Source organism: Micromonospora sp. CPCC 206060, assembly GCF_036906895.1.
Classification (GTDB): domain Bacteria; phylum Actinomycetota; class Actinomycetes; order Mycobacteriales; family Micromonosporaceae; genus Micromonospora.
This window is the reverse complement of record NZ_JBAKHU010000022.1, coordinates 88,517-101,032: the sequence shown is the minus strand read 5'-3', so window position 1 is coordinate 101,032 and position 12,516 is coordinate 88,517. Positions and strand designations below refer to the sequence as shown.

At 72.1% G+C, this 12,516-nt stretch carries 10 protein-coding genes; 6 read left to right on the top strand and 4 right to left on the bottom strand.

The annotated features are described in order from the left end of the window. Positions 1 to 825 precede the first annotated feature (825 nt). A complete protein-coding gene (locus tag V6U90_RS16395; RefSeq protein WP_334436677.1) occupies positions 826 to 3,735 on the top strand; it encodes a glycoside hydrolase family 48 protein in 2,910 nt (969 codons plus the stop codon). Positions 3,736 to 4,262: 527 nt separating this feature from the next. On the opposite strand, the gene V6U90_RS16390 is transcribed toward V6U90_RS16395, so the two are convergent. Further along, positions 4,263 to 5,009 (bottom strand): DUF3159 domain-containing protein, encoded by a 747-nt coding sequence (locus V6U90_RS16390; RefSeq protein ID WP_442933598.1) that lies wholly within the window; start codon positions 5,007 to 5,009, stop codon positions 4,263 to 4,265. Between the two features lie 366 nt (positions 5,010 to 5,375). Here V6U90_RS16390 and V6U90_RS16385 point away from each other — a divergent pair, with 366 nt between their 5' ends. Further along, positions 5,376 to 6,263 (top strand): phosphatase PAP2 family protein, encoded by an 888-nt coding sequence (locus tag V6U90_RS16385; protein ID WP_334436675.1) that lies wholly within the window; start codon positions 5,376 to 5,378, stop codon positions 6,261 to 6,263. 105 nt (positions 6,264 to 6,368) lie between these two features. Here V6U90_RS16385 and V6U90_RS16380 read toward each other — a convergent pair whose 3' ends face one another. Continuing rightward, on the bottom strand, positions 6,369 to 6,821 hold the full coding sequence (locus V6U90_RS16380) for a YbhB/YbcL family Raf kinase inhibitor-like protein (protein WP_334436673.1): 453 nt from the start codon (positions 6,819 to 6,821) through the stop codon (positions 6,369 to 6,371). A gap of 232 nt (positions 6,822 to 7,053) precedes the next feature. Then, positions 7,054 to 7,533, bottom strand: a complete 480-nt coding sequence (locus V6U90_RS16375) for a DUF6232 family protein (RefSeq protein ID WP_334436671.1) — start codon at positions 7,531 to 7,533, stop codon at positions 7,054 to 7,056. 57 nt (positions 7,534 to 7,590) lie between these two features. On the opposite strand from V6U90_RS16375, the gene V6U90_RS16370 reads away from it, so the two are divergent. Next, a complete protein-coding gene (locus V6U90_RS16370; protein WP_334436668.1) occupies positions 7,591 to 8,283 on the top strand; it encodes a maleylpyruvate isomerase N-terminal domain-containing protein in 693 nt (230 codons plus the stop codon). Positions 8,284 to 8,444: 161 nt separating this feature from the next. Here the strand turns inward: V6U90_RS16370 and V6U90_RS16365 are convergent, their stop codons facing one another. Beyond that, entirely contained in the window at positions 8,445 to 9,656 is a 1,212-nt protein-coding gene (locus V6U90_RS16365; RefSeq protein WP_334436665.1) for a globin domain-containing protein, read from the bottom strand. 156 nt (positions 9,657 to 9,812) lie between these two features. On the opposite strand from V6U90_RS16365, the gene V6U90_RS16360 reads away from it, so the two are divergent. The 3 genes from V6U90_RS16360 to V6U90_RS16350 all read left to right on the top strand — a co-directional run bounded on the left by V6U90_RS16360 (position 9,813) and on the right by V6U90_RS16350 (position 12,461). Further along, positions 9,813 to 10,250 (top strand): RrF2 family transcriptional regulator, encoded by a 438-nt coding sequence (locus V6U90_RS16360; RefSeq protein ID WP_334436663.1) that lies wholly within the window; start codon positions 9,813 to 9,815, stop codon positions 10,248 to 10,250. Between the two features lie 440 nt (positions 10,251 to 10,690). After that, the gene (locus V6U90_RS16355; protein ID WP_334436661.1) at positions 10,691 to 11,668 is read left to right on the top strand and encodes an LLM class F420-dependent oxidoreductase; all 978 of its coding nucleotides are present in this window, start codon (positions 10,691 to 10,693) and stop codon (positions 11,666 to 11,668) included. A 1-nt stretch (position 11,669) separates the two neighbouring features. Further along, the gene (locus V6U90_RS16350) at positions 11,670 to 12,461 is read left to right on the top strand and encodes an SDR family oxidoreductase (protein ID WP_334436659.1); all 792 of its coding nucleotides are present in this window, start codon (positions 11,670 to 11,672) and stop codon (positions 12,459 to 12,461) included. The last annotated feature ends 55 nt before the right edge of the window (positions 12,462 to 12,516 follow it).

The window sequence follows — 12,516 nt, the reverse complement described above, 5'->3', positions numbered from 1 at the left end:
ATCCGTAGCCTCATCCGCCAGGCCTGGACCCTCTACCGCTGGAACACCCGCCCCACCCGCCGCCCATGAAACCACCTACTTGCGCGATCTCTTAGTGTGGGGACGGGGAGGGCAACCCCCGTCCCCACGATCAGTTACATACACGCATGAGTGGAATTGGCGTCCTGGTCATGCGTGTCGCGCGGGAGCCGGGCCACGCGAGTGGCTCTGGTTCCACCTCCTTTCGGTGGCGGGTTTCGGCTGACGGCAGAGTCCGGGCTGGCCCGCCGTCGGCCCTTGTGATCAGTGGTCGGGGTCGATCGGGCAGAGCGACCTCGACTGCTTTACTCGTTGCATCGCTGTCGATGGAAGCGCTCCCATCAACGTTGCTGCGACTGTAACTGTCGTCACGGGTTTGTGAAAGACCCAAAATGAGATCGAAACATCCGGTGGTCGTGAAGTTGCCGGCAGCGGACGTTTCGACCTGCGCAAACGCCGCTGCGCCCGGTTTCCGGATTGCGGCATCCGGCAACGACGGCTGAGCCCCGCGGTCGCGCCCTTGATGCGGGAGCGCTCCCATGCCAAACTGTCGAGCATCGCGCAGGGGAGCCACACAACCACGCGAGCGCGGGCCGCCGAGGGCAGCCGGGTCACCCGGTACGGCGCCCGAGCGGGTCGGGCCACCGACGTCGTTCTCCGACGCTCGGCGACCCACCCGCCCGCACCCGGTCCGGGACGGGTTGACCACCTTCCCGGGCGTCTCCGTACCCCCGCGCCTTTCCGCGCCGGAGACGCCCCGCCGCGGGCCAGCCGGCCCCGGCCAGGTCCGCGAGGAGACTCCACGCAATGAAACTCTGGGCAAGACGTCGCCGGGTGGCGATGCTCGCCGCCGGCACACTGGTCGTCGGTGGGGTGGCCCTGCCGGCCGCCGCGCAGGCCGCCCCCGCCTGTGACGTGGTCTATGCGACCAGCGACTGGAGCAACGGTTTCACCGCCAACGTGACGATCAAGAACCTCGGCGACGCCATCAACGGCTGGACACTGCGGTTCGCCTTCCCCAGCGACCAGCGGGTCACCAACGGCTGGTCGGCGCGGTGGAGCCAGACCGGCAACCAGGTGACCGCCGTCAACGAGGCGTGGAACGGCAGCCTGGCCACCGGCGCCTCGACCACCATCGGCTTCCAGGGCACGCACAGCGGCACCAACCCCAAGCCGACCTCGTTCTCGGTCAACGGGGTCACCTGCGGGGGCGTGGTCGACCCCAAGCCGCCGACGGTCTCGCTGAGCGTGCCGGCCGGGCCGTTCGAGGCCCCGGCCGACGTACCGCTGAGCGCCACCGCCAGCGACCCGGACGGCACGATCAGCAAGGTCGAGTTCTACCGCAACGGCCTGCTGGTCAACACCGACACCACCGCGCCGTACGGCTACACCCTGGAGGACCTGCCGGCCGGCAGCTACACCGTCCAGGCCAAGGCGTACGACAACGCCAACCTGACCGCGATCGACGAGAAGTCCTTCACCGTCAGCCAGGCCACCGGTCCGCAGTTCGTCGCCACCCCGTCGGCCATCGGCGTGCCGGAGGGCGGCAGCGCCACGGTCAACCTCACGCTCAGCGCCGCGCCGACGGCGAACGTCCCGGTCACCCTGACCCGGACCGGGGACACCGACGTCACGGTGTCGCCCGCCACGGCCACGCTGACCACGGCCAACTGGAACACCGGCGTCACCCTGACCCTGGCCGCCGCCGCCGAGGACAGCGACACCGCCGGTGGCAGCGCCACCGTCACCGCGACGGCGACCGGCTTCGCGCCGCTGGCCATCACCGCCACGGAGATCGACAACGACACCCCGGGTGGCGACAACGTCTACACCGCGCGGTTCCTGGAGCAGTACGGCAAGATCAAGAACTCGGGCTACTTCAGCCCCGAGGGCGTGCCGTACCACTCCATCGAGACGCTGATCGTCGAGGCCCCCGACCACGGGCACGAGACCACCTCGGAGGCGTTCAGCTTCTGGCTCTGGCTGGAGGCGCAGTACGGCCGGGTCACCCAGAACTGGGCCCCGTTCAACAACGCCTGGACGGTGATGGAGCAGTACATCATCCCGTCGCACGCCGACCAGCCGACCGCCGGCGCTGCGGGCACCCCGCAGTACGCGTCCGAGTTCGACCTGCCCAGCCAGTACCCGTCGCAGCTTCAGCCCAACGTCTCGGTGGGTCAGGACCCGCTGCGCAGCGAGCTGCAGAGCACCTACGGCACCGGTGACATCTACGGCATGCACTGGCTGCTCGACGTGGACAACGTCTACGGCTACGGCCGCTGCGGCGACGGCACCACCCGGCCGGCGTACATCAACACCTTCCAGCGTGGTCCGCAGGAGTCGGTCTGGGAGACCGTGCCGCAGCCGTCCTGCGACACCTTCGCCCACGGCGGCCAGTACGGCTACCTCGACCTGTTCATCAAGGAGGCGAACGCCCCGGCGAAGCAGTGGAAGTACACCAACGCCCCGGACGCGGACGCGCGCGCCGTGCAGGCCGCCTACTGGGCGCTGACCTGGGCCAAGGAGCAGGGCAAGGCGGCCGACGTGGCGGCCACCGTGGCGAAGGCCGCCAAGATGGGCGACTACCTGCGCTACGCCATGTTCGACAAGTACTTCAAGAAGATCGGTAACTGCGTCGGGGCCACCACCTGCCCGGCCGGCACCGGCAAGGACTCCGCGCACTACCTGATGTCGTGGTACTACGCCTGGGGTGGCGCGTACGAGCCCAACCAGAACTGGTCCTGGCGGATCGGTTCCAGCCACAACCACTTCGGCTACCAGAACCCGTTCGCGGCCTGGGCGCTGACCAACGTCAACGAGCTCAAGCCCAAGTCGCCGACCGCGGTCGCGGACTGGACCAAGAGCATGGAGCGGCAGCTGGAGTTCTACACCTGGCTCCAGTCGGCCGAGGGCGGCATCGCCGGTGGCGCCACCAACAGCTGGCAGGGCGCCTACGCCCAGCCGCCGGCCGGTACGCCGACCTTCTACGGCATGTTCTACGACGAGAAGCCGGTCTACCACGACCCGCCGTCGAACCAGTGGTTCGGTATGCAGGTCTGGTCGATGCACCGCATCGCCGAGCTGTACCAGCAGACCGGCAACGCGAAGGCCAAGGCCCTGCTGGACAAGTGGGTCCCGTGGGCGATCGCCAACACCACCATCGGCACCGGTAAGGACTTCGCGGTCCCGTCCCAGCTGACCTGGAGCGGCAAGCCGGAGACCTGGAACCCGACCAGCCCGGCGGCGAACACCAACCTGCACGTCACGGTGAAGTCGAAGAGCCAGGACGTCGGAGTGGCCGGCGCGTACGCCCGTACGCTGATCGCCTACGCCGCCAAGTCGGGCAACGTCGCGGCGAAGAACACCGCCAAGGGCCTGCTCGACGCGCTGTACGCCAACAGCGACGCCAAGGGCGTCTCGGCGCCGGAGACCCGGGGCGACTACGCCCGGTTCGACGACGTCTACAACGCCAGCACCGGCCAGGGTCTCTACGTCCCGTCCGGCTGGACCGGTGAGATGCCCAACGGCGACGTGATCGCCCCGGGCAAGAGCTTCCTCGACATCCGGTCCTTCTACAAGAACGACCCGGACTGGCCCAAGGTCAAGGCGCACCTCGACGGTGGACCGGCTCCGACGTTCAACTACCACCGGTTCTGGGCGCAGGCGGACGTCGCCATGGCCTACGCCGACTACGGGAACTTCTTCCCCAACGGCTGACCGGGACGGCTCCGGGTGGGTGGTGGGGCCGCCCACCCGGAGTGCCGATCCGCGCCGTAGGAGCTGACGGCGGCGGATCGCCGGCCCGTGCCACGGCGACACGGGCCGCGAACGCGGCGGGCGGGATCCGGTTCTGCCGGACCCCGCCCGCCGCCCGCACGCTACCGAGGGTCCACACCGGACCGGGCAGCGGCGCGGCGCCCCGACCGGGCATGGTCCCGGTCCCGGCACGACCTGACGCCCACGGTCAGGTCGAACCGTGGCGGGTCGGCCGGCTGGCCGACGCAGCGGCCGGTCGACCCGCCACTTCCGATTCGCAGCCGACCCGGCCCTCGCGAACCTGGAATTTCCACCACGACACGCCGGAACGGCTGGCGGAGGCGGTGTCTGGGATGCGTGAACGTGAACATCCGTGAAACCAGGGGCCAACGGATTCCCACAGGGCGCCGACAGGCGGTACCGTACTCATCGAAGAGGCCGCTCCCCCCGTGGCGGCCTCTTCCCATGTCCGGCGCCGGGCCCGGGTGTCAGACCGTCCCGGTCAACCGCCCTTCGTCCGCCGAGCCGGCAGTTCCGGCGGTCGCCCGTTGCGGCACCACCGGGTGGCGCAGTCCCGGGTGCCCCGCCGGCAGTGACCGGCGGATGATCCACCAGCTCACCGCGAGTGCGGTAGCCACCAGCGGCCAGGTCAGCGCGAGCCGGGCGGCGGTCAGCGCCACCACCTGCCCGCCGTAGTAGAGCGGCACGAACACCGCGACCCGCAACGCGTACGTCGCGGCCCAGAACCAGCTTCCCCGGGAGTACGCCCGCAGTAGCGCCGGGTCGCGGCGCCAGCGGGCACCTTGCCGCAACGCGATCCCGGCGACCACGCCGAGCAGCGGCCAGCGGATCACGATGCTGGCCATCCAGGCCAGTGCGCTCGCCGCGTTCGAGACGACCTGGATCAGGAAGAAGTCCACGGCCCGGCCGGTACGGAGGGCGATCAACGCCGCGACGCAGACGGCGAGGAGCCCGATCAGGACCGACCGGGGCCGGTCGCCGCGGCGTAGCCGCCAGCCGGCGAGTGCCGTCCCGGCGACCACCGAGGCGATGACGCCCGCCCAGATCGAGTGCCCGCCGAGCAGCCAGCCGGCGGTGAAGGCCACCGGGGGGAGGGTGGCGTCCACCGCGCCCCGCCGGCCGCCGAGCAGGTCCGACAGGGACTCGGTGGACGGGTCGGTGCCCTCCGGCGGCCCGGCCGGGGGTGAGTCGCGTTCCGGCGGCTGGCCGTCCACGCGTGGCCGGTCGTGCTGTGGTGTCCCGGCCACCGCCACCTCCTGTCGACGTCCGGCCCCAACTTACCGCTCCCGAGTCGTCCGGTGCCGGCCCCGCACCGGTGACGCGGCTCCCACGGTCCCGCCGCCGGCCGGCGCTCGGCGGTCTGATCGGTACCTCCGGTGGCTGGCTGCTCGCTCCGGTGGATGGCTGCTCGACCTCTCCGGCACCCTGCCGTCCTGGGTGCCGTGGGCGGTCTTCGCGCTCTGGGGAGCCGGCGCGGCCGGGGCGTACCTGCTCATCGCGGTCACGCCGGATCCGGCCGATTCCTGACCCCGGACCGGGCCGGCCCGGCGCCGGGCGGCTCCGACCGGGACCGTTACGGTGTGCGCATGCGAACGAGGGCGAAGGCCTGGACGGCGGCCTGGCTGGTGCTGCTGTTCGTCCTCCAGGTCCTGGCATTCCTCGTGCTCACGCGCTATGCGGTGGGTACCCGGCCGGGGCAGTGGCTGGACACCGTGGCACTGACCGGTAACCGGATCGGCCAGGACCGGATCGACGGGCCGGTCGACCGGGTGCTGAACGCGATGTCGGTGGTGTCACTGCTGGCGGTCACCGCCGTCATCGGTTTCATCGCGTTGATCCGGGGCCGGGTCGCGTTGGCGATCATGGCGACCCTGCTGATCGGTGGGGCCAACGTCACCACCCAGCTCCTCAAGTACGGACTCACCCGGCCGGACTTCGGCATCGACCCGGAACGGGCCGCGGTCGGCAACAGCCTGCCCAGCGGGCACACCGCAGTCGCCGCCTCCGTGGCGGTCGCTCTGGTGCTGGTGCTGCCCCGGCAGGTCCGGGCGGTGGGCGCACTGGTCGGTACGGCGTACGCCGGCATCGCCGGGGTGGCCACCCTGTCGGCGGGCTGGCACCGGCCCAGCGACGCGGTCGCGGCCTTCCTGGTGGTGGGGGCCTGGGCGGCCCTGGCCGGTCTCGTCCTGCTCTTCACCCAGCGCGAGCAGGCCCAGGTCGACCCGGCCGACGCGCACCGGGTGGTCGCCTCGGTACTCGGCATCGGCGGATTGCTCCTGGTGACCGGTTGTGCGGTGGCGCTGGCCCGGATCACCGATGTCGGGCTGCCGGACCCGGCGGGCCTGGCCCGGGACACCCTGTTCACCGCCTACGCGGGCAGCGCGGCCGGCATCGCCGGGAGCATGGGTGTGGTGATGGCCCTGGTGCTGACCTCGGTGCACCGGCTGGTGCCCCGGCTCAAGGGCTGACCGGCCCGGTCGCTGCGGCGCTGCCCGCTCGCCCGGCCCGGCGCTGGTACCACGTTGCCCGCGCGCCCGCGCGCCTGGCGCTGCCCGCCTCCCGGCCGGCCCGGGTCAGCGGGCGAACGTCCCCACCATGGTCCCGCTGGCCATCTCCTGGCCCTTCAACGCGTCGTGTACCGCGGCAGCATCCGGTGGATCGGCCAGGTCGATCGGCTTCCGCAGGGCGTACAGGCGGAAGAAGTAGCGGTGCGGATCGTCCCCGGCCGGCGGGTGCGGCCCACCCCAGCCGGTGGCGCCGAAACCGTTGGTCCATTCCCGGCCGCCCACCGGTACCTGCCCCTCGGCCACCCCGCCCGGGACGGGCTCGATCCCGGTCACCAGCCAGTGCAGGAACGGTGTGCGCCCGGCGTCCGGATCCTCGACCAGCAGGACCAGCTCGCTGGTCGAGTCGGGCACATCCCCCCATTCCAGTGGTGGCGAGACGTTCCCACCGTCCCGGGCGAACCGGGCCGGTATCCGGTCGTGGTCGTTGAACGCGACGCTGCGCAGGAGGATCCCCGCCATCGACTCATCGCCTCCTCGTGTCGCCGGTCGGTGTGTGCCGGCCGGGTACCCGGCCCCGGCGGCCCGAAACCGCCGCTCCGCCCCCGCAGCTTCCCGGCCGGCCCCTGGAGCTTCCCGGCCTCCTCCCGGAGCCTCCCGGCCATCCCTGGAGCTTCCCGGCTAGCCCCGGAGCCTCCCGGCGGTGGCCACCGGCAACCAGGAACGCCCGGGCCCAGCCCGCGGCGCCCGCCGGTCAGTCCTCGGCGCGCTGCTCCACGGCGCGTTGCACGGCCCGGTAGATCTGGCCGAAGCGCAGCCCGTCGGAGCTGCGCAGCAGCATGGTCTCCCGGCCGTGGTGCCGGACCCAGAGTTCGTGCACCCGGGACCCCCGGTCGTAGGAACGGTCCAGCCAGCCGAGCGGGACCTCCAGGAAGGGGGCGAGAGCCAGGGCGCCGATCGCGCAGACCGCGACGATGACCAGTACCGTCCGCCACTCGCCCCGGTCCTGTGCCGCGTAGCCGAGCGAGATCAGGCAGACCAGCGCGACCAGCGGCGGGAGCGACAGCAACAGGACCAGGACGCCCCGGCCGAGCAGCCGGGAGCGTTCGGCGAGGCCGGCGCGTCCCTGGGCGTGCCAGACGTAGCTGACGTCACTGAGGTCGATGCTGTGCCCGTCCACCTGGATCCGCTCCGAGGTGACCTGCACCGTGCCGTCCCGGTAATAGAGCGTCATCACTTCAGCAAACCCGGGTTGTCAACCCGACGGAAGGGGGCGATTACCGTGTGCGGCGTGAATGAGTGGGAAGACGGGGCGTCGTCGGCGGCCCGCGAGGCGTTCCGGGCGGAGTGCGGACGCTTGACCGAGATACTGGCCGGGCTGGACGGGAACCTGCTCGACCGCCCGACCGGATGCCCGCCGTGGGCCGTGCGCGACCTGGTCGCCCACGTGCTCACCGGTGCCGGCCGGCTCACCGGGATGCTCGCCGCCGAGCCGCCGCCACGGGCCGAGGTGGACGCCGCAGCCTACTTCGGGGCCGCGAAGTTCACCCCCGGGGTGGACCACGAGCGGGTGGCGGCGGCCCGGCGGGAGGCCGCGACGCTGCCCGCCGGCCCGGCGCTCGCCGCCGAGTTCGACCAGACCTGGCGGGCCGTGTACGACGCGGTCGGTGCGGTGCCGCCGGGGCGGGTCGTGCGTACCCGGCACGGCGACGCGATGGCGGTCGGCGAGTTTCTGGTGACCCGGGTGGTGGAGGTGGCGGTGCACGGGCTGGACCTGGCCGCCGCCCTGCACCGTCCGGTGTGGTTGACCGGGGCGGCGGCCGAGGTGGTGGCCCGGCTGCTGGTCGGTGACGCGGTGGTCCCGGCCGGGTTGGACTGGGACCGCCGCACGCTCATCGCGAAGGCGACCGGGCGGGCACCGTTGACCGACGTGGAGCGGTCGACACTGGAGCGGTCCGGCTTCCGCTGGTTGTCGTTCGGCTGACCTCCAACCAGGCCCTTCACCGCGCCCCTCACCGCGCCCGCTCCACCTCCGCCCGCCCCGGATCCGGGTGATCATGAAGTTATCGTCGGCGACACGCGGGTGCGCCGACGATAACTTCATGATCACCGGAGGGGGGCCGAACAGTAGCCGGGTGGGTCGGGTCAGGCGGTGCCGGCCCGCAGCAGGTCGGGCCCGAAGACCTCCACGGCGATCCGCTCGGTGGGTACCCCCCGACGCAGCAGGCCGCTGCGGACGTACCGCATGAACGGCAGCGGGCCGCAGATGTGCACCTGCGCGGGCTCGTCGAGCGGGATCTGCTCGGCGTCGACCCGGCCGACGTTGACGGGTACCGGTGCCAGGGCGGTCATCGGGTCCTCGTACCAGAGTTGCACCATGAGGTTGGGCAGTTCACCGAGGAGGCGGGGGAGGTGCCGGCGCAGCGGATGGGCGTCCGGTGACCGGTCCGCGTGCACCAGCGTGACCGGCCGCTTCGGGTCGTGCACGACGAGGTGTTCCAGGGCTGCCATCGCCGGGGTGACCCCGATGCCCGCGCTGACCAGCAGCAGCGGGCCGGTACCCGCGACCGCGTCGATGTCGCCGACCGGCGGGCTGAGCCGGAGGGTGTCGCCGACCCCCACCCGGTCGTGGAGGTGGCCGGAGACGGTGCCGGCGGGCCGGTCGCCCTCAGGCCCCAGCCGCTTGACGGTGATCCGCCAGGTGCCGGCCTGCGGTGCGCCGGAGAGGCTGTACTGCCGGATCTGCTGTCCCCGGTCGGCGCCGAGGTCCACGGCGACCGAGACGTACTGGCCGGGTACGAAGGCCGGTACGGGGCCGTCGTCGGTGGGGGCGAGGACCAGTGAGAACACGTCGGCGGTCTCGGTGACCCGGTCGATGACCCGCCAGGTACGCCAGAGGTCGACCGGGTCACCGATGCCCGCGTCGTGGTAGAGCCGTGCTTCGCGGGCGATGAGTTCGCAGGCGAAGAGCCAGTAGACCTCGTCCCAGGCGGCGGCGATCTCGGGGGTGACCGCCGGGCCGAGCACCTCGGCGACGGCGTCGAGCAGGTGCCGGCCGACGATGGTGTACTGCGCGGGGGTGATGCCGAGGGAGACGTGCTTGTGGGCGATCCGTTCCAGTATCGGATGCCAGGGCATGGTGCTCTCGCCGAGCAGGTGTCCGGCGTACGCCACGACGGCTCCGGCGAGGGCCTGCTTCTGCTCGCCGGTGGCCTGGTTGCCTCGGTTGAACACGTTGAGCAGTTCCGGGTGGGCACGGAACATCCGGGGGTAGAAGTTGCCGGTGATCTGCTCGCCGTGGCTGCGGACCAGCGGCAGGGTGGCGGCGACGATCGGGGCTGATGCTGCCGAGAGCATGACCTCTCTCCTTCTGCTCGTGCGCGGCGGGCCGCGGCAAAGAGGTAGATCAATTACCTCTTTTGTGAGTCTAGTGTGCGGCGACCCCCGCGCGGTTGCCCGCAGCGGGTTCCGGCGATGTGCGGTACGCCTCACCCGCTGGCTATCGTCGGTGTCGTGAAGCTCAACCGTTCCACCGACATGGCGTTACGGATGGTCATGCTGGCCGGTGCCCGGGGCGGCCGGCTGACCGTGGAGGAACTCGCCACGGACCTGTCGCTACCCCGTAACCACGTCGCCAAGCTGGTCCAACGGTTGCAGCGGATGGAGGTACTGGTCACCGTCCGGGGGCGGACCGGGGGAGTCGAGCTGGCCCCCGGCGCGTTGCGGCTCACCGTCGGTCACCTGGTGCGGGCCTTCGAAGGCTCCGACGAGATCGTCGACTGCGCGCAGCCGCCCTGCCCGCTGCGCAGCGCCTGCCGGCTGCGGACCACCCTGCGGCGGGCGCAGACGGCCTTCCTCGCCACCCTCGACGAGGTGACCCTGGAGGATCTGATCGCCACACCGACCGGGCCGCTGCTGCTCGGCCTCCCCCTGCCAGACGGCCAGTCCTGATCCGGTGACGACCCGCGCACCGCGCGGCGGCTCGTGTCCTGAGCCGGTGACGATCTGCGCACCGCACCGCACCGCACCGCACCGCAAAGTCAACGCGGGCACGTTGTCGCAGGACAGCATCATGTACCAGCGACGGCCTTCCCGCTTGACACTGATCGTCTTGACGGTGCCCTCAGCCTTGCGGTGGACGTGAACGAGGGTCACCCGTCTCCCGGCAGTCGTCGCACCCGACCGGCCGCCGGACGGGGGTCCGGGAAAGCCGTACCGGCGCCTGCCGACGCGCGCTATCCGGCCGCGCCGGCTGGCGCGTCGGCCCGACGACGGGTGGCAACCGTCGGCGACCGATCCCGCCGACGACGACCGGCATCAATTGTCGGCAACCGATCTTGCCGAGCGACCGCGCCACCGGGCACGATCGAGCGGTGACGAATCGTTGGGGGATGACGGTACCGTTCAGCGGTGTCCCGCTCGCCGAACACGCCGGCATCTACAGTGCGCTCGACCAGGCCGGATTCACCGACGTCTGGTCCGCCGAGGTGGCCGGTGCGGACGCCTTCACACCGCTGGCCCTGGCCGCCGCCTGGCAGCCCCGACTGCGGCTGGGCACCGCCGTCACACCGGTGTTCACCCGGGGGCCGGGCCTGCTGGCGATGACCGCCGCCGCGCTCGCCGAGGCCGCGCCGGGCCGGTTCGCGCTCGGCATCGGGGCGTCCTCACCCGTACTGGTGCAGGACTGGAACGCCACCCGCTACGCCGAGCCGTTCCGCCGTACCCGGGACACGCTGCGGTTCCTGCGGGCCGCGCTGCGTGGGGAGAACGTGGACGAGGTCTACGACACCTTCACCGTGCGCCGGTTCCGGTTGGAACGGCCACCGGCCGTACCGCCGCCGATCCTGCTGGCCGCGCTGCGGCCCCGGATGCTGCAACTGGCCGCCGCCGAGGCCGACGGGGTGATCCTCAACTGGCTCGCCGCCGACGATGTACCCCGCGTGTTGGCCGAGCTGGGTGAGCGGCGACCCGGCTTCGAGGTGGCCGCCCGGATCTTCGTCTGTCCCACCGAGGACGCCACGTACGCCCGCAACCTGGGCCGGCGGCTGATCACCAGCTACCTGACGGTACCGGCGTACGCCGAGTTCCACCGTTGGCTGGGCCGGGAGCCGGAGCTGGGCCCGATGTGGCGTGCCTGGGGCACCGGGGACCGGCAGGCCGCCGCCCGCGCGGTCCCCGACGCGCTGGTGGACGCGTTGGTGCTGCACGGATCCCCCGAGCAGTGCCGGGCCGGGGTGGCCCGCTACGCGAAGGCCGGCGTCGACGTACCGGTGCTGGCGGTGCTGCCCACCCCGGAACTGGCCACCGGTGGCGCCGCCGCGCTGGCCACCACCATCGCCCGGCTCGGCATCCCGGCCCAGGTGCACTGACATGGAACTGGTCGGGCGGGTGGCGCTGGTCACCGGTGGTGCGGGTGGGATCGGTGCTGCCCTGGCCCGCCGGTTCGCCGCCGAGGGCGCCGCCGCCGTCGTGGTCGCGGACCTGGACCTCGACGCCGCCCGGCGGGTGGCCGGGGAGATCGGGCCGGTCGGCGAGGCGGTGGCACTGGACGTGACCGACGCCGACCGGGTGCGTGCCGTCGTCGCCGATGTCGAGGCACGGTACGGCCGGATCGACCTGTGCTGTGCCAACGCCGGGGTGACCACCGGTGGTGGTCTGGACGCCCCGACCGCCGACTGGGACCGGGCCTGGCAGGTCAACGTCCTGGGCCAGTTGCACACCGCGCGGGCGGTGCTGCCCGGCATGCTGGCCCGGGGCGAGGGGTATCTGCTGCACACCTGCTCGGCGGCTGGACTGCTGACCGCAGTCGGCGACGCGCCCTACACGGCGACCAAGCACGCGGCTGTCGGGCTCGCCGAGTGGCTGGCGATGACCTACGGCGGGCAGGGCATCCGGGTCAGTGCCCTCTGCCCGCAGGGAGTGGACACTCCGATGCTCACCGACGCGCTCGCCGCCGGGCACGTCGGCGCCCGGGTGACCGCCGCGTCCGGGCCGGTGCTCACCCCGGAGCAGGTCGCGGCGGTGGTGGTGGACGGGTTGGCCGCCGAACGCTTCCTGATCCTGCCGCACCCCGAGGTGGCGACGTACGTCCGGCGTAAAACCGCCGACCCGGACGGCTGGCTGGCCGCCATGCGCGGCATGATCCGCCGACTCACCTCCTGACCACCTGCTGGACGCTGCGGCCCTACCCTCCGGTCCGCCCGCTCAGGCCCGAGCC

Excerpts from the sequence above, each read along its gene's own strand:
- V6U90_RS16395 (WP_334436677.1), top strand. The coding sequence starts at position 826 with ATGAAACTCTGGGCAAGACGTCGCCGGGTGGCGATGCTCGCCGCCGGC.
- V6U90_RS16380 (WP_334436673.1), bottom strand. The coding sequence starts at position 6,821 with ATGGCGGGGATCCTCCTGCGCAGCGTCGCGTTCAACGACCACGACCGG.
- V6U90_RS16375 (WP_334436671.1), bottom strand. The coding sequence starts at position 7,533 with ATGACGCTCTATTACCGGGACGGCACGGTGCAGGTCACCTCGGAGCGG.
- V6U90_RS16365 (WP_334436665.1), bottom strand. The coding sequence starts at position 9,656 with ATGCTCTCGGCAGCATCAGCCCCGATCGTCGCCGCCACCCTGCCGCTG.
- V6U90_RS16355 (WP_334436661.1), top strand. The coding sequence starts at position 10,691 with ATGACGGTACCGTTCAGCGGTGTCCCGCTCGCCGAACACGCCGGCATC.
- V6U90_RS16350 (WP_334436659.1), top strand. The coding sequence starts at position 11,670 with ATGGAACTGGTCGGGCGGGTGGCGCTGGTCACCGGTGGTGCGGGTGGG.